The 19619-nt window shown below is 72.0% G+C and carries 19 protein-coding genes; 8 read left to right on the top strand and 11 right to left on the bottom strand.

The window, feature by feature from the left end; all coding sequences use genetic code 11:
* Positions 1–9 precede the first annotated feature (9 nt).
* The 4 genes from OOK31_RS18420 (at position 10) to OOK31_RS18405 (ending at position 1737) form a co-directional block, all read left to right on the top strand.
* On the top strand, positions 10–177 hold the full coding sequence (locus OOK31_RS18420; protein ID WP_267088355.1) for a hypothetical protein: 168 nt from the start codon (positions 10–12) through the stop codon (positions 175–177).
* 89 nt (positions 178–266) lie between these two features.
* Entirely contained in the window at positions 267–689 is a 423-nt protein-coding gene (locus OOK31_RS18415) for a BlaI/MecI/CopY family transcriptional regulator (RefSeq protein WP_267088354.1), read from the top strand.
* A gap of 9 nt (positions 690–698) precedes the next feature.
* Positions 699–1235 (top strand): amino-acid N-acetyltransferase, encoded by a 537-nt coding sequence (locus OOK31_RS18410; RefSeq protein WP_267088353.1) that lies wholly within the window; start codon positions 699–701, stop codon positions 1233–1235.
* A 166-nt stretch (positions 1236–1401) separates the two neighbouring features.
* Entirely contained in the window at positions 1402–1737 is a 336-nt protein-coding gene (locus OOK31_RS18405; RefSeq protein WP_267088352.1) for an Lsr2 family protein, read from the top strand.
* Here OOK31_RS18405 and OOK31_RS18400 read toward each other — a convergent pair.
* Positions 1719–2285 (bottom strand): SCO3374 family protein, encoded by a 567-nt coding sequence (locus OOK31_RS18400; RefSeq protein ID WP_267088351.1) that lies wholly within the window; start codon positions 2283–2285, stop codon positions 1719–1721. The genes OOK31_RS18405 and OOK31_RS18400 overlap by 19 nt on opposite strands.
* A gap of 451 nt (positions 2286–2736) precedes the next feature.
* Between OOK31_RS18400 and OOK31_RS18395 the strand changes: the two genes are divergently transcribed.
* Together OOK31_RS18395 and OOK31_RS18390 are read left to right on the top strand one after the other, a co-directional pair.
* Complete coding sequence (locus OOK31_RS18395) at positions 2737–5262, top strand: ATP-dependent Clp protease ATP-binding subunit (protein WP_267088350.1); 2526 nt, start codon at positions 2737–2739, stop codon at positions 5260–5262.
* 411 nt (positions 5263–5673) lie between these two features.
* Positions 5674–6315: a M23 family metallopeptidase gene (locus tag OOK31_RS18390; protein ID WP_267088349.1), complete on the top strand. Its 642-nt coding sequence runs from the start codon at positions 5674–5676 to the stop codon at positions 6313–6315.
* A gap of 83 nt (positions 6316–6398) precedes the next feature.
* On the opposite strand, the gene OOK31_RS18385 is transcribed toward OOK31_RS18390, so the two are convergent.
* The 7 genes from OOK31_RS18385 to OOK31_RS18355 form a co-directional block, all read right to left on the bottom strand.
* Positions 6399–7571: a LamG domain-containing protein gene (locus OOK31_RS18385; RefSeq protein ID WP_267088348.1), complete on the bottom strand. Its 1173-nt coding sequence runs from the start codon at positions 7569–7571 to the stop codon at positions 6399–6401.
* Positions 7572–7656: 85 nt separating this feature from the next.
* Positions 7657–8970, bottom strand: coding sequence for a two-component system sensor histidine kinase CseC (gene cseC / locus OOK31_RS18380; protein WP_267088347.1), 1314 nt, complete (start codon positions 8968–8970; stop codon positions 7657–7659).
* Positions 8971–9016: 46 nt separating this feature from the next.
* Entirely contained in the window at positions 9017–9730 is a 714-nt protein-coding gene (gene cseB, locus OOK31_RS18375; protein WP_267088346.1) for a two-component system response regulator CseB, read from the bottom strand.
* Positions 9731–9743: 13 nt separating this feature from the next.
* A complete protein-coding gene (locus OOK31_RS18370; RefSeq protein WP_267088345.1) occupies positions 9744–10394 on the bottom strand; it encodes a hypothetical protein in 651 nt (216 codons plus the stop codon).
* Positions 10395–10432: 38 nt separating this feature from the next.
* The gene (locus OOK31_RS18365; RefSeq protein ID WP_267088344.1) at positions 10433–10993 is read right to left on the bottom strand and encodes a SigE family RNA polymerase sigma factor; all 561 of its coding nucleotides are present in this window, start codon (positions 10991–10993) and stop codon (positions 10433–10435) included.
* Between the two features lie 206 nt (positions 10994–11199).
* On the bottom strand, positions 11200–12174 hold the full coding sequence (locus tag OOK31_RS18360) for an A/G-specific adenine glycosylase (RefSeq protein WP_267088343.1): 975 nt from the start codon (positions 12172–12174) through the stop codon (positions 11200–11202).
* A 29-nt stretch (positions 12175–12203) separates the two neighbouring features.
* Positions 12204–12812 (bottom strand): phosphatase PAP2 family protein, encoded by a 609-nt coding sequence (locus tag OOK31_RS18355; protein ID WP_267088342.1) that lies wholly within the window; start codon positions 12810–12812, stop codon positions 12204–12206.
* 160 nt (positions 12813–12972) lie between these two features.
* On the opposite strand from OOK31_RS18355, the gene OOK31_RS18350 reads away from it, so the two are divergent.
* The gene (locus OOK31_RS18350) at positions 12973–13761 is read left to right on the top strand and encodes a hypothetical protein (RefSeq protein ID WP_267088341.1); all 789 of its coding nucleotides are present in this window, start codon (positions 12973–12975) and stop codon (positions 13759–13761) included.
* Between the two features lie 172 nt (positions 13762–13933).
* On the opposite strand, the gene disA is transcribed toward OOK31_RS18350, so the two are convergent.
* Positions 13934–15058, bottom strand: a complete 1125-nt coding sequence (gene disA / locus OOK31_RS18345) for a DNA integrity scanning diadenylate cyclase DisA (protein ID WP_267088340.1) — start codon at positions 15056–15058, stop codon at positions 13934–13936.
* 159 nt (positions 15059–15217) lie between these two features.
* Complete coding sequence (radA, locus tag OOK31_RS18340; protein ID WP_267088339.1) at positions 15218–16633, bottom strand: DNA repair protein RadA; 1416 nt, start codon at positions 16631–16633, stop codon at positions 15218–15220.
* Positions 16634–16876: 243 nt separating this feature from the next.
* On the opposite strand from radA, the gene OOK31_RS18335 reads away from it, so the two are divergent.
* Positions 16877–18682: a hypothetical protein gene (locus tag OOK31_RS18335; protein ID WP_267088338.1), complete on the top strand. Its 1806-nt coding sequence runs from the start codon at positions 16877–16879 to the stop codon at positions 18680–18682.
* 15 nt (positions 18683–18697) lie between these two features.
* On the opposite strand, the gene OOK31_RS18330 is transcribed toward OOK31_RS18335, so the two are convergent.
* Positions 18698–19567 carry a hypothetical protein gene (locus OOK31_RS18330; protein WP_267088337.1) on the bottom strand — a complete coding sequence of 290 codons (870 nt, stop codon included), beginning with the start codon at positions 19565–19567 and terminating at the stop codon, positions 18698–18700.
* Positions 19568–19619 lie beyond the last annotated feature (52 nt).

Here is a 19619-nt window from a genome sequence, read left to right as displayed (position 1 = left end):
CTGGGGGGCATGGACTACGTCTCCGCGCTCGTGCCCCCCGTCGTGATGGCCGCGTTCTTCATCGCTCTCGTCGTGACGATCGTGAAGAGTCAGGGCGGTGCCAACAAGGCGAAGGAGGACGCGGCCGTCGACGCCGTGATCGCCCGAGCCGAGGCCGCCCAGCAGACCCAGAAGTAACCGGGGGCGGGTGAGGCCGCCCGGGTATTGGCCGCGCGTTGCGGCCGAATAGTCGGGCAATTCATCCCAACCCGCACTATCGTGCTGCTGTGCCTCGCCCCTTGGGAGAACTCGAAGACGCAGTGATGACGCGGGTGTGGCAGTGGAACCGCCCGGTCACCGTTCGGGAAGTCCTGGAAGACCTCCAGCAGGAACGGTCCATCGCGTACACCACGGTCATGACCGTTATGGACAATCTCCATCAGAAGGGCTGGGTCCGCCGGGAAGCGGAAGGCCGCGCCTATCGATATACGGCGGTCTCCACGCGGGCGGCGTACTCGGCCGCACTGATGAACGAAGCCTGGTCGACCAGCGACAACCCCGCCGCCGCGCTCGTGGCCTTCTTCGGGATGATGTCGCAGGAACAGCGCGAAGCCCTCCGCGACGCCGTGCGGATCGTCCAGCACGACGACGAGACCCAGGCCGAGGCGGAAGGGGACTCCGGCGCGCGCCGGACGGAGCCGGGGCGATAACGTCCGGGTATGGGAGAGCTTTCCACCGCAACCGCAGAAGCAAATGCAGTGACGATCCGCCGTGCGCGCACCCGTGATGTTCCGGCCCTGCGCCGCCTGCTCGACCAGTACGTGCAGCAGCGGATCCTCCTCGACAAAGCCCCGGTGGTCCTTTACGAGGACATCCAGGAGTTCTGGGTCGCGGAACGGGAGTCCGACGGCCAGGTGGTGGGCTGCGGAGCTCTCCACGTGATGTGGGAAGACCTCGCCGAAGTACGCACTCTCGCCGTCGACCGCGAGTTGAAGGGCGCCGGCGTGGGGCACCGGGTGCTGGACCAGTTGTTGGAGACGGCCCGCAGGCTCGGGGTGAGCCGGGTATTCTGCCTGACCTTCGAAGTGGACTTCTTCGCGAAGCACGGGTTCGTCGAGATCGGCGAGACCCCGGTGGAGACCGATGTCTACATGGAGCTCCTGCGTTCCTATGACGAGGGCGTCGCCGAGTTCCTCGGTCTCGAACGAGTGAAGCCGAACACCTTGGGCAACAGTCGGATGCTTCTGCACCTCTGATCGATCGGGGGCGGCTTTTCCGGGGCCCGGCCCGCCTGTGGCCTATGTCCGAATCGCGCACGTTTCCCGCCCTGTTGAGGCCCTGAACCTTCCCCCGGGGGTTTGTGTTTTCCAGGCAAAAGCGGTTTCCTTTCCGCGTACTGCATTTTCGATGAAAGGAAATCCGGTGGCACAGAAGGTTCAGGTCCTTCTTGTCGACGACCTCGACGGTGGCGAGGCGGACGAGACCGTGACGTTCGCTCTGGATGGCAAGACCTACGAGATCGACCTCACCACCGCCAACGCTGAAAAGCTTCGCGGGCTGCTCGACCCTTACACCAAGGGCGGCCGCCGCACCGGCGGGCGCGCTTCCGCCGGCCGCGCCAAGGGCGCCCGCGCGGCCACGTCCGGGAACCCGGACACCGCCGAGATCCGCGCGTGGGCCAAGTCCAAGGGAATGAGCGTCAACGACCGCGGCCGCGTTCCGGCCGAGATCCGCGAGGCTTACGAGAACAGGGACTGAGTACGCCGCCCCAGGCGGGCGCGGTGGCATTCCGTGGCCGCCGCGGCCACCAGGCGTACGAGGTCGGTACCGGCGTCCCGCCCCGGACCGGGCAGGGCCGGCAGCGATGCCTCGCACCCCGGCTCGGGGGGCCGCAGCCACACGGCGGCCCCCTGCGGGCTCCGCGGCCGGGCGCAGCCCGGCGGCGCGGGGGCGGTGATCGAGCCGCCCGCACCCAGGGCGGTCAGGTCCAGTCCCACCCCGCCCCACTCCAGCCAGTCCAGCAGCCCGTCCAGCTCCTCGGCGGCCCCCGGGGCCACCAGGAACAGCGTCCGGCGGCCCTGCACGGCCACCGGGCCGGTCGCGACGGGCCTGCGCAGGACCGCCGCACCGGCATCGGCCGGCAGCTCCAGCACGTCGAACCGGATCCCGGTGACCAGCTGGACGGGCGGCCCCCCTGCCAGCGTCCAGCCGAGCACCCGCTCGTACCAGGAGTAGGCGTACGCGCCGGCCTCCCCGGACGGGACGCGGGGCGAGGGGACGAGGGCGCCTGCGGTGCTGGAGACCATGCACCGAGCAACTCCGCCCGCCACCGCGGGGTTACGCGGTGCGTCCGCTCCATTGCGGAACGTAAACATCCGCGGAGCGGAGTCCCACATTCGGGACACGAGCGTGTTCGCCCGTAGCGGAGGGAACCGTGCCCACCGGCATGGAGTGTCAGTCCTTACGGGTAAGACATTCCTAGTGGATCGGGGCGACACGCTGATTTGAGCGCCTTCCGTTCGCCATCGGCGTACACGTGTGACGGGTATCTGCCTGGCCTGCGGGAACATCGTCTCGCACCATCGGGTTGGAGCAGTTGTCGGCTCTTACAGCCGGTTTTCCTCACCGACGTGGGGGTGAGCCGCGGACGGATGTCGGCAGTTGGAATGAGCTGTCCCGCCCCGCGGGACTAGCATGCGGAAGGACAGGGCGGGGACCGACCCCGAACTGCCCGACCGCTCTGAGGAGCGATAAACGATGTTCGAGAGGTTCACCGACCGCGCGCGGCGGGTTGTCGTCCTGGCTCAGGAAGAAGCCCGGATGCTCAACCACAACTACATCGGCACCGAGCACATCCTCCTGGGCTTGATCCACGAGGGTGAGGGTGTCGCCGCTAAGGCCCTGGAGAGCCTCGGGATTTCGCTCGAGGCTGTTCGTCAGCAGGTTGAGGAGATCATCGGTCAGGGCCAGCAGGCCCCGTCCGGGCACATCCCCTTCACCCCGCGGGCGAAGAAGGTCCTGGAGCTTTCGCTCCGAGAGGCCCTCCAGCTCGGCCACAACTACATCGGCACCGAGCACATCCTGCTCGGCCTGATCCGCGAGGGCGAGGGCGTCGCCGCCCAGGTCCTCGTGAAGCTGGGCGCCGATCTCAACAGGGTCCGGCAGCAGGTCATCCAGCTGCTCTCCGGCTACACCGGAGGCGGCAAGGAGTCGGCCACGGCAGGCGGCCCGGCCGAGGGTACCCCCTCGACCTCGCTCGTCCTCGACCAGTTCGGCCGCAACCTCACCCAGGCTGCCCGCGAATCCAAGCTCGACCCGGTCATCGGGCGCGAGAAGGAGATCGAGCGGGTCATGCAGGTGCTGTCCCGCCGGACCAAGAACAACCCGGTCCTCATCGGCGAGCCCGGCGTCGGCAAGACCGCCGTCGTCGAGGGCCTCGCCCAGGCGATCGTCAAGGGCGAGGTGCCCGAGACCCTCAAGGACAAGCACCTCTACACCCTGGACCTGGGTGCCCTGGTCGCCGGTTCCCGCTACCGCGGTGACTTCGAGGAGCGCCTGAAGAAGGTCCTCAAGGAGATCCGCACCCGCGGCGACATCATCCTGTTCATCGACGAGCTCCACACCCTCGTGGGTGCGGGTGCCGCCGAGGGCGCGATCGACGCCGCGAGCATCCTGAAGCCCATGCTGGCCCGTGGTGAGCTGCAGACCATCGGTGCCACGACGCTGGACGAGTACCGCAAGCACCTCGAGAAGGACGCGGCCCTCGAGCGCCGCTTCCAGCCGATCCAGGTGGCGGAGCCTTCCCTCCCCCACACGATCGAGATCCTCAAGGGCCTGCGCGACCGCTACGAGGCCCACCACCGCGTCTCCATCACGGACGAGGCCCTCGTCCAGGCGGCGACGCTGGCGGACCGGTACATCTCGGACCGCTTCCTGCCGGACAAGGCGATCGACCTGATCGACGAGGCCGGCTCCCGGATGCGCATCCGCCGGATGACCGCGCCGCCGGACCTCCGCGAGTTCGACGAGAAGATCGCGGGCGTGCGCCGCGACAAGGAGTCGGCCATCGACTCCCAGGACTTCGAGAAGGCGGCTTCCCTCCGTGATTCGGAGAAGCAGCTGCTCGCCGCGAAGGCCAAGCGCGAGAAGGAATGGAAGGCCGGCGACATGGACGTCGTCGCCGAGGTCGACGGCGAGCTCATCGCCGAAGTCCTCGCGACCGCGACCGGCATTCCCGTCTTCAAGCTCACGGAGGAGGAGTCCTCCCGCCTCCTGCGCATGGAAGACGAGCTCCACAAGCGCGTCATCGGCCAGAAGGACGCCATCAAGGCGCTCTCCCAGGCCATCCGCCGCACCCGTGCGGGTCTGAAGGACCCGAAGCGTCCCGGTGGCTCGTTCATCTTCGCCGGCCCGTCCGGTGTCGGTAAGACCGAGCTGTCCAAGACGCTCGCCGAATTCCTCTTCGGTGACGAGGACGCGCTGATCTCCCTCGACATGTCGGAGTTCAGCGAGAAGCACACGGTTTCGCGTCTCTTCGGTTCGCCCCCCGGCTACGTGGGCTACGAAGAGGGCGGCCAGCTGACCGAGAAGGTCCGCCGGAAGCCGTTCTCCGTCGTCCTCTTCGACGAGGTCGAGAAGGCGCACCCGGATATCTTCAATTCCCTTCTCCAGATCCTGGAGGACGGTCGCCTGACCGACTCCCAGGGCCGGGTCGTGGACTTCAAGAACACGGTCATCATCATGACGACCAACCTGGGTACGCGGGACATCTCCAAGGGCTTCAACCTGGGCTTCGCCGCCCAGGGTGACGTCAAGACCGGTTACGACCGGATGAAGGCGAAGGTCAACGAAGAGCTCAAGCAGCACTTCCGGCCCGAGTTCCTCAACCGTGTCGACGACACGGTCGTCTTCCACCAGCTCAGCCAGGAAGACATCATCCAGATCGTCGACCTGATGATCGCCAAGGTGGACGAGCGCCTCAAGGACCGCGACATGGGCATCGAGCTCAGCGGTGAGGCGAAGATGCTCCTGGCCAAGCGCGGCTACGACCCGATCATGGGTGCGCGCCCGCTGCGCCGGACCATCCAGCGCGAGATCGAGGACCTGCTGTCGGAGAAGATCCTCTTCGGCGAGCTGCGCCCCGGTCACATCGTGGTCGTCGGTGTGGAGGGTGAGGGCGAGGAAGCCAAGTTCACCTTCCGCGGCGAGGAGAAGTCGGCGCTGCCCGACCTCCCCCCGATCGAGGCGACGGGCTCCGGCCCGGACCTCTCCAAGGGTGCGTAGGCGCTAGCCGCTGGTAGCAGTACGAAGGGGCGGCCCCGGGACTTCGAGTCCCGGGGCCGCCCCTTTGCCGTGCCCGGGGCCGCTGGGGGCCTGGCGGGGCGTTGGTCCCGGGAGCGGGGGGTCGGAGGTCCCGGGCCGGTGACAAGGGGCACAGGGCAAAACGGACCTACTAGGAACTCTCGTAGATTTTCTCGCCCGATTTGTCCACCCCTCGCCCCAGTCGGGGAGCCGTCAACCGGCCGGAGGGCCGTCGCTCTCCTACGAGCCCCGGTAGTAAAAGGGATGTTTGTGGATGTCAGGGGACGCGGGTTACCAAAGATGAGCAAGCCCGGCACCGACGGCTTCACGCCGCAGCGCCGGGTCCTTTCTTGCCCGCACACGTCCTTGTCCCCGGCCCCGGAGGTCTCCCGCATGTCCGCGAAGCGCGTCAGCACCCGTCGTACCCGTACCGCCCTCGTCGCCACCGGTCTCGGTGCGGTCCTGGCGCTCGGGGCGGGGACGACCGCCGCCTTCGCAGACGAGGCCCCCAGCACGCTGTCCTCCACCGCCGAGCTGGTCGCCGTCCAGGCCCAGGCCCAGGCGCAGGCCCAGGCCGACACCGCGAAGGCCGCGGCGAAGCCCGCCGCGAAGGCCGCGCTGTGGACGAAGCCGGTCGAGCGCTACACGCTCTCCGCGACCTTCGGCAAGGGCGGCAGCATGTGGTCGCACAAGCACTCCGGCCAGGACTTCGCCGTCCCCGTCGGCACCCCGGTCCAGGCCGCGGCCGCCGGCACCGTCGTCAAGGCCGGCCCCAACGGTGGCGGCGACGGCCCCGCGTACGGCAACGCCGTCGTGATCAAGCACGCGAACAACACGTACTCCCAGTACGCGCACCTCTCGAAGATCCAGGTCAAGATCGGCCAGAAGGTCTCCGTCGACCAGCAGATCGCCCTGTCCGGCAACACCGGCAACTCCAGCGGCCCGCACCTGCACTTCGAGATCCGCACCACCCCGAACTACGGCTCGGCCGTCAACCCGGTGGCCTTCCTGCGCAACGCGGGCGTCTCCGTCTGATCCGCCGTACCGCGCACCACGCACGAGGGCCCCGGACGTCATCGACGTCCGGGGCCCTCGTGCGTGTGCGTGCGGCCGTACGGTCAGATCAGCCAGGAGTGCGTCGGCTTCGTCTTCTTGTCGAGCTTGTTGTTCTTCAGGCCCGTGACCTGCGGCTGCTCCAGCGCCTGGTCGAAGATCCGGATGTGGTCGAGCGGGCCGTCCCAGGGGGCGCTCCAGATCCCGTGGTGGCGGGCCCGCCCCAGCTGGAGCGGGCCGGGGCCGTTCCAGATGCCGGCGACCTGCGCCGTACCGGCCTGCTTGTCGTCGACCCAGAGCGCGATGGTCTTCTTCTGCGCGTCGTAGGTCCCCGTCAGCAGGGCCCACTTCCGCGTGGTGTCCACGTTGTCGGCGACCACCTGCTGCGCCGTCGCCGCCTGGCCCTTGTCACCGGTCTGCACCCGGAACACCCAGGCCTTCTTGCCGCCGACGACCTCGAAGCCCAGCTCGAAGGAGTACGAGTCCCCGTCGCCCTGGCTCACCGCCATCCGCGAGCCGCTCTCGGACACGTTGTAGGCGCGGGTGGAGACGCTGAAACTCTTCGTGACGTCCACCGCGGCCTCGGCGGCCTGCGCGTAGGAGTCCGGCGCGCCCTTGAACCGGACCTCGGTCCGCTGGGTCACCTCGCCCAGCGAGGCGCCGGGGCCCAGCGCGATGCCCGTCCGGCCGCTGCGGTCGCGCAGCACGTTCGGCTCGCCCGCCACCGTGGGGGAGTCGTCCTCCGAGGGCTTGGGGTCCGGGGAGCCCTCCTGGCCGCCCGAGGGGCTGGGCGAGCCGGAGGCGGAGGCCTGCGGCTTGTCGCGGTCCCCGGAGCCGTCCACGACGAAGAACCAGGTGCCCGCCGCCACCAGCACCAGGGCGAGCCCCCCGATCCCGAAGGTCAGCATCCGGCGCTTGCGCCGCTGCGCCTCGGTCCGGTCGGCCATCGCCTGCCAGTCCGGCTGCGCGCCGGCGGAGAACGTCTCCGGTGCGGGCGGGAACGGCTCGGGGGAGGCCGCGAGCCCCGGCTCGGGCGCGCCCGGCGGGGGGCCGAAGCCCTGGCCCTCGGCGGGCTCGGAGGGCTGGTACGGGTTCGGGGCCGGGCCAGGGCCGGGCTGGCCCGGCGGCGGATACCCGTACCCGCCGGATATCTGCCCGGGCGGGAATCCGTAGCCGCCGCCGCTCCCGGAGGCGGGGTCGGGCTGGGGGCTGTGCGGGCGATCCGTACCGTCAGTCATGGCACGGATGCTAAAACATGGGGCCCGCCGTGCGAACGCCCGGCCGAGGACCCGCCCCGGCGGCCGGCCGCCGCGCGGGGCGGGATCAGCCCGGCAGCTGGACGATCGGGAAGCTTCCCGTCGCCGTCGGCGCGTGCTCCGGCAGCCACAGCACCGCCACCGCCCCGGCGGCCGCGCCCTCGTACTCGGCCCCGCCCGGCGCCGCCACGTTGCGGAAGGTCAGCCGTGCGCCCAGGACCCGCGCCTGGCCCTCCGCGATGGTCAGGCCGAGCCCGTGGCCGACCCCCGCCCGGTCCGTGGACCCGGTGCGGAAACGGCTCGGACCCTCGCGCAGCAGCGCCTCGGGGAAGCCCGGCCCGTGGTCCCGGACGCGGACGACCCGGCCCTCGATGTCGACCTGGATCGGGGGCTGTCCGTAGCGCGCGGCATTGGCCAGGAGGTTGCCGAGGATCCGCTCCAGCCGGCGCGGGTCGGTGCTGACGATCTCGTCCGCGACGACCCGTACCGAGGCCTCCGGCATCAGCGAGGACACCCGGCGGCTGACGAACTCGCCCAGCGCCACGTCCTGCAGCTCGGCCCGCTCGGACGCGCTGTCCAGCCGGGCCACCTCCAGTACGTCCTCCACCAGGGCCCGCATCGCCTGCGCGCGGTCCCGTACGAGCTCGGTCGGGCGGCCGGGGGGCAGCAGCTCGGCGGCGGTGAGCAGGCCCGTCACCGGGGTCCGCAGCTCGTGCGCGATGTCCGCCGTCACCCGCCGCTCGGCCTCCAGCCGCTGCTGGAGGGCGTCGGCCATGGCGTCCACGGCCCGCGCGAGGTCGTCGGTCTCGTCCCGTACGACGCCGCCCACGGCGTCCCGTACGCGCACCTCGGGGTCGCCGTGCGCGACGCGCTGCGCGGCGGCGGCCGCCTTGCGCAGCCGGCTGGAGATCTGGCCGCCGATGAGCACCCCGAGCGCCGAGCCGCCGACGACCACGGCCAGGGAGCCGACGAGCAGGGCCCGGTCCAGGTCGCGCACCATGTTCACGCTCTCCCGGAACGGCAGGTGCAGCGACAGCACCTGCCCGTTGCCCAGGGGTACGGCGGCCCACACCTCGGGGATGCCCTTGGGGGTGTCCTGGATGTAGGTGCCCCGGCGCCCGGACTGGACCTTGTGCCGCAGCTCGGTGGGCAGCTCCGGGTCGTTGAGCTTGGCGCCCATGGGGGGTTTGCGCCCGGCGTCGGCGTTGCGGGCGATGAACTGCACGCGCTCCAGCTGCTGGTCGCGGGCGCTCTCCAGCATCGACACGCGGGCAGCGCTGTGCACCACCAGGCTCAGGGCGACGGCGGTGAGCGCGCCGACGGCGGCGATGGCGAGCGTGATCTTCCAGCGGATCCCCGTGCGCAGGGTGAAGCGCCTCATGCGGTAGCGGTCCTCATGCGGTAGCGGTTCTCATGGGGTCAGCACCTCATGCCTTGAGCTTGTAGCCGAAGCCGCGGACCGTCTCGATGCGGTCCTGCCCGATCTTGGTGCGCAGTCGCTGGACGTGGACGTCCACGACGCGGGTGTCGCCGCCCCAGTCGTAGTCCCACACCCGCTCCAGGAGCCGGTCGCGGGACAGGACGGTGCCGGGCGCGGAGGAGAACTCCAGCAGCAGCCGCATCTCGGTGGGGGTCAGGGCGACGGGGGCGCCGGCCTTGCGGACCTCCATGCCCTCCGTGTCGACCTCCAGGTCGCCGAAGGACAGCACCCCGCGCTCGCCGGAGCCGTCCGCCTCGGAGCCGTTCCCCGAGCCGTTCTGCGGTCCGCCTGCATGGCCGAAGCGGCGCAGCACGGCGCGGATGCGGGCGACGAGGACCGAGCCGTCGAAGGGTTTGGTGACGTAGTCGTCGGCCCCGGCCTCCAGCCCCAGCACCACGTCGATGGAGTCGGCGCGCGCCGACAGCATGATCACGGGGACGGTGGACTCGTCGCGGATGCGGCGGCACAGGCTGACGCCGTCCATGCCGGGGACCATCACGTCGAGCAGGGCGATGTCGGGGCGGTCGGCCCGGAAGGACTCCAGGCCGGACAGGCCGTCGGGCATGGCGGTGACCACGAACCCGTCGCGTTCCAGCGCGAGCGTCGTGGCCTCGCGGATGACGTCGTCGTCCTCCACGAACAGCACATGGGTCTCGGCCATGCCCAGCCTCACTTCAGTTCTTGGTGATGGCCGGAGCGGGCTGGCTCCCGCCGTCGACCACGTTGCTGTACTCGGTGTGCACCCGGTCCTGCTCGGTGAACTTCTCGCCGTTCCAGCGGTACGTGATCACGTCCTCGCCGGAGGGGTAGGCGAGCGCGTCGCTCTTCCCGTAGACCGGCTTGTTCACGACCAGGTCGCCCCGGTCGATCTCCGCGTAGACGGGCGGCTGCTCGTCCGAGAACACATTCTCGTACTTGCCGCCGTCCGCCCGGTACACGTACGAGCCGCGGCCGAGGGCGTCGGCGCAGGACAGGACGTTGACGACGATGTCGACGGCGGTGTTCCCGGTGACCTTGCCGTAGCTCACGTCGACCGGGTACTCGTTGCCCGTGCAGGGCTTCAGGTCCCGCTTGACCTCGGTGCTGACCTTCGGGTCCGCCTTGAGGAGCGCCACCGGGTCGATCTTCTTGAGCGGGCTCGCGGTGCCCGTGGCGGGGGAGTGGCCGGGGGCGGCCGTCCCGGTGGCGGCGGTGCCCGTGGGCGGGCTGCTGCGGGCCACCGTCTCGGTCCGGGCGGGACCGCCGTCGCGCAGGCCCGTACCGCCGGTGGAGCATGCGGCCGCGAACAGCACTGTGCCGACGAGGAGGACGGTCCCCGCCGACATCAGCACCAGAGATCCTCTGCCGCTCAGGTTGTGGCCGTTCAGGCCGCGCACCGCTCCCGCCCCTCGTAACGGATGGTGTGGTCACCGCGCTCCAGCGCGCGCATGTCCAGGTCCCGGCTCTCCAGCTCCTGCCGGAGCCGGGCCAGTGCGCGGTGCAGGGTGCTCTTCACGGTTCCCGCCGACATACCGAGCGCCGCGGCCGTTTCCTCGGTGCTCATCTGCTCCCAGTGTCGCAGCACGACCACGCTGCGCTGCTTGGGCGCGAGGACCTTGAGGATGTCCATCAGCAGGGCGCGGTCGGCGCGCTGGTCGGAGCCGTCCTCGACGGAGGCGTCGGGGAGCTGCTCGGTGGGGACCTCGTCGAGCTTGCGGGCGCGCCACCACTCGGTACGGGTGTTGATCATGACCCGGCGCAGGTAGGCGTCGGCGAGGGACTTGTCGGCGATGCCCTCCCAGCGGCCGTAGGTGCGCACGAGGGCGGTCTGCAGGAGGTCCTGGGCGTCGGTGGGGTCCGGGACCAGGCGTCGCGCACTGCGCAGCAGCGCGTCCTGCCGGGTGCGTACGTACTCCTCGAATTCGAGTACCTCGCCGTGCGCCATCTCTGACCGCCTCCGCTGCCGTCCACCGCTCATCCGCTGCCTTACGGATCCGAAGGTACGGAGGCGTTGTCACGGCACTGTGCGGGTCAGCCTTCGGTGGGCGCACGGACACCCGTAGGTTGTGTAACAGTGCCCGTGAGCTGGGGTTTCCCGGCCCGAAGCGGAATCTGCGAGTCAGCTTCGGGCCGTTTCCCGGGGGTCGCCGGTCAGCTGCGGGCCGGTCCTTGCGGCAGCCGGTACATGCCCTGCGCGAGCGGCTCCACCAGCCCGTCGGAGACCAGGCCGTCCAGCGCCCGGGCCCGCTGCACCGGCTCGTCCCACACCGTGTCCAGCACCGACTGCGGAACCGGCCCGACCGCCTCGCGCAGCACCGCCAGCAGCCGGCCGCGCACCTGCCGGTCGGTCCCGGCGTACGTCTGCCCGCGCCGCGGCGGCCCCTCGTGAGCGGGCTTGCCCGCGAGACGCCACGCGCACAGCCCGGCCACCGGGCAGCGCGCGCAGTCCGGTGACTTCGCCGTGCACACCAGCGCGCCCAGCTCCATCGACGCCGCCGCCCAGCGGGCCGCCGTCGGCTCGTCCGCGGGCAGCAGCTCCCGCGCCAGGCGCCGCTCGGCCGCGGTGGTGGCGTTCGGGGGGTACTCGACCCCGGTCGCGGTACGGGCGAAGACCCGGCGGACATTGGTGTCCAGCACCGCGTGCCGCTGTCCGTACGCGAAGGAGGCCACCGCCGCCGCCGTGTACTCGCCGATCCCGGGCAGCGCGAGCAGCTGCGCGTGCTCCCGCGGTACGTCGCCGGAGTGCCGTTCCGTTATCGCGACGGCCGCGCCGTGCAGTCGCAGGGCCCGGCGGGGGTAGCCGAGCCGCCCCCAGGCCCGTACGGCCTCACCCGGGGCCTCGGCGGCCAGGTCGGCGGGCCGGGGCCACCGGGCGAGCCACTGCTCGTACACCGGCAGGACCCGCACGACGGGGGTCTGCTGGAGCATGAACTCGCTCACCATGACCCCCCAGGGGCCGGCCTCGGGGCGGCGCCAGGGCAGGTCGCGGGCGTGCGCGTCGAACCACGCGATGACGGGGGAATGCAGTGCGGAGCCCTGGGCGGTGCCCTGCGCGGGGGCCGGGGCCGGGGCCGGGGAAGGGGCCGGGGAAGGGCTCGGGGAAGCGGAGGAAGGGGATGCAGTCATGGCAGACGGCATCCTGGCACGTTTCGGGCTCAGCGCGCCGGGCCCGGACCGGTGAACCAGACAACGGCGCGGTTGCCGCTGCCCCGCGCGGCGCCGACGACCCGCCCCAGCGGACCGGCCAGCACGAGCACGGCGAGGGTGCCCAGCGAAGCCCCCAGCAGCAGGCCCATCGCCACGTCGTGCGGGTAGTGCACGCCCACGAACACCCGGGAGAAGGCCATCAGCACCGCGACCGGCAGCGTCAGCAGCGCCAGCCGGGGTACCGCCAGCGCCAGACCGACGGCCGCCGCGCCCGCGATCGCGGAGTGGTTGCTCGGGAAGGACCAGTCCCCGTACGGGGGACACGGCACCAGCGAAGCCGCCGCACCCGCCACCGCCCGGCAGGGCCGCTCCTCGTCGACGGTGGACTTCACCAGCTCCGAGGCGACGTACACGAGCGCGGTGACCAGCGGCGCGAGGACCGCGAGCGCCACCGCGCGGGGGCTGTCCTGCCCACGGGCCCGCCACCAGACGGCTATGTAGAGCAGACCGAAGAGCAGGAGACCGTACTCGGTCCAGACCTCGAAGGCCGACTGCACCCAAGGGGGCGTGGCATGGGCGAAGTCGGTGATGTCGCGGTAGAGGCCGGAGCTGTCCATGGTCACCGACGGTACTCAAGGCCCTGTCGAGGTGGTGTCAGAGGGTTGGCCGGTTCTGGACCGTCCGCTGTAGGCCCGCAGGATGATCATCGGCAAAACCTGCCGGGCGCACGGCATGTGGGGCACTGATCGTCGCGCGAGTTCTCGTAAGGTTCGGTGCGTGGGATCACTGCGCAATCCGGTCGGGCCGCTCCCCTCCTCCATTTACTGGCGACGGAGGGCAGTTCTGGCGTCCGTCGCCGCGCTCATCGCGCTGCTCGCCGTATGGGTCGTCAGTTCCGGTGGCGGCAGCTCCAGTACGAACGGCAAGGGTGGCGGAGACGGCTCCGGACCCACCAAAACCATCACCCCCGGCCCCTCCGGCAGCGGCCCGGCGATCAGTCAGGCCCCGGGCGGACGCGCCGAAACGGGCACCGGCACCGGATCCTCCGGCGGCACCGGCAAGAACGGCGAACCCGGCAGCGGCGGCCCCGGCTCCGGCTCCACCACCGGCAACCCCGCCTCCGGCGGCACCTCGGGCACCGCCGAACAGGTCCCGGCCGACTCCCCGCTGCCCAACTGCGCCCCGGGCGTGGTGCGGTGGGAGGTCAAGAGCGTCAAGAACGAGTACGAGACGAACGAGAAGCCCCGCATCGAACTCCTCGCCCGCAACACGTCGGGGAGCAGCTGCAAGTTCGGCCTCGGCCCCAAGCAGGTCGCGGTGATGATCCTCCAGGCCTCCAACGCCAAGGCGGTGTGGTCCTCCGCCGACTGCGTCGGCGAGACCTTCCTCAAGGTGCCGGCGCAGAGCGAGACGAAGCACGCGGTGGAATGGGACCGGAAGTTCAGCGCGGCGGACCAGTGCCAGACGCCTCCGGCGGGGAGTGCGGCGCCGGACACGTACGTGGTGGAGGTCCGCGTCCAGGACACGGTGAAGGCCCAGACGTCCTTCGTCCTGAAGCGCGATTGATTTTTGACGCGCCGCTCGCGCGGTGCGGCCCGGGCGGGCCTTCCACCGTTCCCGCCTCAAACGCCGGCGGGGCTGGAGTGCCCTCCGGGCACTCCAGCCCCGCCGGCGTTTGAGGCGCGGGGTCTGGGGCGGAGCCCCAGGGAACCGGCGAGGGGGCGGGACCCGGGCGGGGTCAGACGTAGCGTTCGAGGATCGAGGATTCCGCCAGGCGGGACAGGCCTTCGCGGACACTCCGCGCCCGCGCCTCCCCCACCCCGTCGACGGTCTGGAGGTCGTCCACCGAGGCGGCGAGGAGCTTCTGCAGCCCCCCGAAGTGCTCGACGAGCCGCTCGATGATGGCCCCCGGCAGCCGGGGAACCTTCGCCAGCAGCCGGTACCCCCGGGGGGACACCGCCGAGTCCAGGGTTTCCGGCGAGCCCGTGTATCCCAGGGCCTTCGCGACGATCCCCAGCTCCAGCAGCTCCGGGTGCGTCAGCGCGTCCAGCGCCGGCAGCGCCTCCTCGACCGTGCGGGAACGCTTCGCCGTCGGCTCGGGGACGTAGTCCCGGATGACCAGCTCGCGTTCCTGCTCGATGCCGACGGTCAGCTCGTCCAGCTGGAGCGACAGCAGTCGCCCGTCCGTGCCCAGTTCGACCACGTACTCGGCGATTTCCGTCGCGATCCGGCGGACCATTTCCAGCCGCTGGGCCACCGCCGTGACATCGCGGACGGTGACCAGGTCCTCGATCTCCAGCGCGGACAGCGTCCCGGCGACCTCGTCCAGGCGGAGCTTGTACCGCTCCAGCGTGGCGAGCGCCTGGTTCGCGCGCGACAGGATCGCCCCGGACTCCTCCAGGACGCGCCGCTCCCCGTCCACGTAGAGCGCGATCAGCCGCATCGACTGGGACACCGAGACGACGGGGAAGCCGCACTGCTTGGAGACGCGGTCCGCGGTGCGGTGCCGGGTGCCGGTCTCCTCCGTCGGGATCGAGGCGTCCGGTACCAGCTGCACGCCGGCCCGCAGGATCTTGGTGATGTCCTTGTCGAGGATGAGCGCGCCGTCGAGCTTGCACAGCTCGCGCAGCCGGGTCGCGGTGAACTCCACGTCCAGGACGAAGCCACCGGTGCACATCGCTTCGACGGCCTTGTCCATGCCGAGGACGATCAGACCGCCCGTGTTGCCGCGGACGATCCGCTCCAGGCCGTCGCGCAGGGGCTGACCGGGGGCGACCGCGCTCAGCGAGGCACGCATCAGCGCGTCGTGCTTGGAGCTCGCGCCGGACTTCCCGGGAGCTGATGCCCCGTCCTTGGCTGCCACTGCACTCCTCCGGTCGCGGGTTGCGCCGCCTGCGTAAGGCCGGGCGGACCAGCACAAAGTCTACCGGCGCACGCTGTGCGCCCGCCGAGCCTTGCCCCGCACCGGCCCTGCGGGGGCCCGTACGGGTCCTCTGACCTGCTCCGGACCCCCGGCCCGGGGCTACTCGCCGGCCCGCTCCTTGGCCGGCGTACGGCTCCGGCCGCGCGGCAGGACCCGGAGCGCGTCGCCCACGTCGGCGACCTCGGTGACCTTCATCCCGGCCGGAACCTTCCCCGGGTCCGAGGGGACCAGCGCGTGCGTGAAGCCGAGCCGGTGCGCCTCGGCGAGGCGCCGCTGGACGCCGGTCACGCGCCGGACCTCGCCCGCCAGGCCGACCTCCCCGATCGCGACGAGGTTCTTCGGCAGCGGCACGTCACTGGCGGCGGAGGCCAGCGCGAGCGCGATGGCCAGGTCGGCGGCGGGCTCGGTGAGCTTCACGCCGCCCACGGTCGCTGAGTAGATGTCCCGCTTGCCGAGCGCGGTGATCCGGCCGCGCTGCTCCAGCACCGCCAGCATCATCGACACGCGGGAGGTCTCCAGGCCGGAGGTGGTGCGCCGGGGGGAGGGGATCTGCGAGTCGACGGTCAGCGCCTGCACCTCGGCGACCAGCGGGCGTTTACCCTCCAGGGTCACCGTCAGGCAGGTCCCGGGGACCGCTTCGGCGCGCCGGGTCAGGAACAGTCCGCTCGGGTCGGCGAGGCCGGTGATGCCCTCGTCGTGCAGTTCGAAGCAGCCGACCTCGTCGGTGGCGCCGTAGCGGTTCTTCACACCGCGGACGAGGCGCAGCCGGGCGTGCCGGTCGCCCTCGAAGCTGAGGACGACGTCGACGAGGTGCTCCAGCAGGCGGGGGCCGGCGATGGCCCCGTCCTTGGTGACGTGGCCGACGAGGAGGGTGGCCATGCCGCGTTCCTTGGAGGCCCGGATGAGCGCGCCCGCGACCTCGCGGACCTGGGCCATGCCGCCGGGGGCGCCGTCGATCTCGGGGGAGGCGATGGTCTGGACGGAGTCCAGGACGAGGAGGGAGGGCTTGACGGCGTCGAGGTGGCCGAGGACGGCGGAGAGGTCGGTCTCGGCGGCGAGGAAGAGGTTGTCGTCGAGGGCGTTGATCCGGTCGGCCCGCAGCCGGACCTGGCTCGCCGACTCCTCGCCGGTGACGTACAGGGTGCGGTGGTCGCCGCTGGCCGCCTTCGCGGCGACGTCCAGCAGCAGCGTCGACTTGCCGACGCCGGGCTCGCCGGCGAGGAGGACGACGGCGCCCGGGACCAGCCCGCCGCCCAGGACGCGGTCCAGCTCGTCGACGCCGGTGCTGCGCGCGGTCGCGGTGCGGCCGTCGACCTGGGCGATCGGCAGCGCGGGCGACGAGACGCGCCCGGCGGCGGTGGTCCGTACGGCGGGCGCGCCGCCCATCTCCTCGACGGTCCCCCACGCCTGGCACTCGGGGCAGCGGCCGAGCCACTTCGCGGTGGTGTAGCCGCACTCGGAGCAGCGGTAGGACGGCCGGTCCTTGGCGGATGAACGAGCGGTGCGGGCAGCCATGCGGCCCACCGTAGCCGCCCGCACCGACAACGCCGTCGGGGGTGGGGGCGGGGTGCCGGGGGTGCGGGGCGGGGTGCGGCCCGGTCGTGGTGCCGTGCGGGGTCCGACCGTGCCTCCGTTCGAGGGCCGCCGCGGAGCGGGCGTCAGGGGCGCTGTCAGCGCGGTGGCGATCTGTTCACCCGTAAGGGCTAAAACTGCTGAAGGCTTCCGGGGCGTCAGCGGCGTGCCGCCTACGGTCGCCGAGTGAACAGCAGCAATCAGGGACACCCCGCATCGCGCACCGGCGCACACCGGGCGCACGGGCGCACGCCCTCAGCGGGTACGACGGGGGTCCCTGCCGCCACAGGGGTCACATCAGCCCCAGTGGCAACGGCGGTCGGCCCGGACGACGAGCCCCCGCCCTTCCGGCACGAGCCCTACTTGGACGGACTGTTCACGTACTGCCTGTCGGTCCTGTGCGACCACGACACGGCGACCGACGTCCTCGGCGACGTCCTCGCCGTCGCCGAACGGCACCCCGGCCGATGTCCCGACGAGGGACACCGCCGGGCCTGGCTCTACGCCCTCGCCCGCTGGGCCTGTCTGAGCCGGCTCGCCGAGCGGCGGCGCGCCCGCCAGGGGGCGCATTCCGCCCGGCGCACGCCGGAGCGTACGGACCAAGGGCACGCGCCGGGAGCGCACCGCGGGCTCGATGTCAGCGCGTACCGGCGCACCGAGCTGGCCCGGCTCGCCTGGCCCGAAGCCGCCGGAACCACCCCCGAGCAGCGCGAAGCCCTCGAACTGGCCGTCCGCCACCGCCTCGGCGTCACCGAACTCGCCGCCGTCCTCGGCACCCCCGCCACCACCGCCCGGGAACTGCTCTCCGGCGCGGCCTGCGAAGTGGAGCGCACCCGCGCCGCCCTCGCCGTCGTCGAGACCGGCAACTGCCCGGCCGTCTCCCGCCTCACCGGCGACGACGGGGACGGCGGCGACGGCAACGTCCTGCTGTCCAGCACCCTGCGCGCCGAACTCGTCCGCCACGTCGACGACTGCCCGCGCTGCCGCCGCGCCGCCGAACGCGTCGACGCCGCCGCGCCCTGGCCCGGCTCCGCCGGGGTCGACGCGGCCCTCCCCCTCGTCCCCGCGCCCCGCACCGCCGTCCACGCCGCCATGCAGCGCTCCGGCCGCCGCCGGCCCGGCCGCCCCGGCCCCCGCTTCGACCGCACCGGCTTCCCGCTCGACCCCAAGGACCGCGCGGCCCGCCGCGACCGCTTCAGGGCCCGGGCGGTCACCACCACCGTCGTCGCCACCGTCGTCGCCGCGCCCGTCATCGCGCTGTGGGCCGCCTACCGGGGCGCCCCCGTCACCGGCGAACCCGTCGGCGGCGACGGCACCCGCATCTCCGCCAGCGAGTCCCAGATCCCGCCGCCGCTCGCCGAGGGGCGCCCGCTCGCGGCGTACGAGAACACCGGGAACACCGCCCGCACCACCGGCGAGCCCGGCTTCGCCGACGCCGCGGCCGCACCCGACGTCACCGTCGAGGTCATCAGCTCCGGCCCGCCCGTCACCCCCGAACCGGGCACCCCCGGCGCCCCCGGCCGGCTCACCATCGCCGCCGCCACCCAGGGCTCCACCACCCTGCTCACCCTCACCGCATCCGGCGGCGGCCCCGTCGACTGGCGCCTGTGGTCCGACGCGCCCTGGCTGCGCGCGAGCCGTACGGCCGGCACGCTGGCCCCCGGAGAATCGGTCACCCTGCGCATCACCGTGGACGCCGAAGCCCAGCCCGTCGGCGCCTGGTCGGCCCGGGTCGGGGTGGACCCGGCCGGAGCGGTGATCGCCATCCAGGGCCGCGGCCGCCCGGCACCCACCGCCGAACCGACCCCGACACGGACCCCGCCGGACCCGACGCCCACGCCGACCCCGCCCCCGACCACCCCGGCCGGGTCCCCGACCCCCACACCGCCGCCGGACCCGACCCCCGTGCCGAGCACCCCGACGCCGTCCCCGACGCCGACAGGATCATCAGAAGGAACGGTTTCCCCCGCGCCGACGGCCCCGGGGACGTAGCGGTCCCACCACCGCTCAGGCGGGGAGCGGCGGATCCGCCGGGTGCGGGGCCATCGGCAGCAGCGAGGCCAGCCGCGCCTCGCACAGCCCGACGAGGACCTCGTAGGCCTCCTTGCCCATCAGCTCCGTCAGCTCCGGCCGGTACGACTCGTACACCGGCTTCCCGGCACCGTGCGCGGACGTCGCCGACGTGCACCACCAGTGCAGGTCGTGCCCGCCCGGCCCCCAGCCGCGCCTGTCGTACTCGCCGATCGACACCTGGAGGACCCGGGTGTCGTCGGGGCGGTCGATCCAGTCGTAGGTACGGCGGATCGGCAGCTGCCAGCACACGTCCGGCTTCGTCTCCAGCGGCTCCTTGCCCTCCCGTACGGCGAGGATGTGCAGGGAGCAGCCGGCCCCGGCCGGGAAACCGGGCCGGTTCAGGAACACGCAGGCGCCGTCCCAGCGGCGCGTCTGCTTCTCCCCGTCGTCGTCGAGCTGCGTCCAGCCGGTCTCGCTGCCGACGTCGTGGAACTGCCACAGCTCCGGCGTCAGCCGCGCCACGTGCTCCGCGACGCGCTTCTCGTCGTCCTCGTCGGAGAAGTGCGCCCCGAGCGTGCAGCAGCCGTCCGACGCGCGGCCCGCCTGGATGCCCTGGCAGCCGCTGCCGAAGATGCAGGTCCAGCGCGAGGTCAGCCAGGTCAGGTCGCAGCGGAAGACCTGCTCGTCGTCGGCGGGATCGGGGAACTCCACCCAGGCCCGGGGGAAGTCGAGACCCTTCTCGTCCGGTTCCGGGGCCTTGCCCTTGGCCTTGGCGCTGGCCTTGCCGCTGGCCTTGTCATTGCCCTTGTCATTGCCCTTGTCGTTCTTCGACCGGGTCTTGTTGGCCTTCTTCGTATTTGGCACAAACCCAAGCCTAAGCGCCCCTTACCTCACCCCTACGCGTCCGGCCCAGTAG

Source organism: Streptomyces sp. NBC_00249 (assembly GCF_026342355.1).
Lineage (GTDB): Bacteria > Actinomycetota > Actinomycetes > Streptomycetales > Streptomycetaceae > Streptomyces.
This window is presented reverse-complemented; position numbering and strand designations above follow the sequence as displayed.

What these genes read in the sequence shown, in the direction of transcription:
- OOK31_RS18420 (WP_267088355.1), top strand. Translation starts at nt 10, where the DNA reads ATGGACTACGTCTCCGCGCTCGTGCCCCCCGTCGTGATGGCCGCGTTC.
- OOK31_RS18410 (WP_267088353.1), top strand. Translation starts at nt 699, where the DNA reads ATGGGAGAGCTTTCCACCGCAACCGCAGAAGCAAATGCAGTGACGATC.
- OOK31_RS18400 (WP_267088351.1), bottom strand. Translation starts at nt 2,285, where the DNA reads ATGGTCTCCAGCACCGCAGGCGCCCTCGTCCCCTCGCCCCGCGTCCCG.
- OOK31_RS18395 (WP_267088350.1), top strand. Translation starts at nt 2,737, where the DNA reads ATGTTCGAGAGGTTCACCGACCGCGCGCGGCGGGTTGTCGTCCTGGCT.
- OOK31_RS18390 (WP_267088349.1), top strand. Translation starts at nt 5,674, where the DNA reads ATGTCCGCGAAGCGCGTCAGCACCCGTCGTACCCGTACCGCCCTCGTC.
- OOK31_RS18385 (WP_267088348.1), bottom strand. Translation starts at nt 7,571, where the DNA reads ATGACTGACGGTACGGATCGCCCGCACAGCCCCCAGCCCGACCCCGCC.
- cseC (WP_267088347.1), bottom strand. Translation starts at nt 8,970, where the DNA reads ATGAGGCGCTTCACCCTGCGCACGGGGATCCGCTGGAAGATCACGCTC.
- cseB (WP_267088346.1), bottom strand. Translation starts at nt 9,730, where the DNA reads ATGGCCGAGACCCATGTGCTGTTCGTGGAGGACGACGACGTCATCCGC.
- OOK31_RS18370 (WP_267088345.1), bottom strand. Translation starts at nt 10,394, where the DNA reads ATGTCGGCGGGGACCGTCCTCCTCGTCGGCACAGTGCTGTTCGCGGCC.
- OOK31_RS18365 (WP_267088344.1), bottom strand. Translation starts at nt 10,993, where the DNA reads ATGGCGCACGGCGAGGTACTCGAATTCGAGGAGTACGTACGCACCCGG.
- OOK31_RS18360 (WP_267088343.1), bottom strand. Translation starts at nt 12,174, where the DNA reads ATGACTGCATCCCCTTCCTCCGCTTCCCCGAGCCCTTCCCCGGCCCCT.
- OOK31_RS18355 (WP_267088342.1), bottom strand. Translation starts at nt 12,812, where the DNA reads ATGGACAGCTCCGGCCTCTACCGCGACATCACCGACTTCGCCCATGCC.
- radA (WP_267088339.1), bottom strand. Translation starts at nt 16,633, where the DNA reads ATGGCTGCCCGCACCGCTCGTTCATCCGCCAAGGACCGGCCGTCCTAC.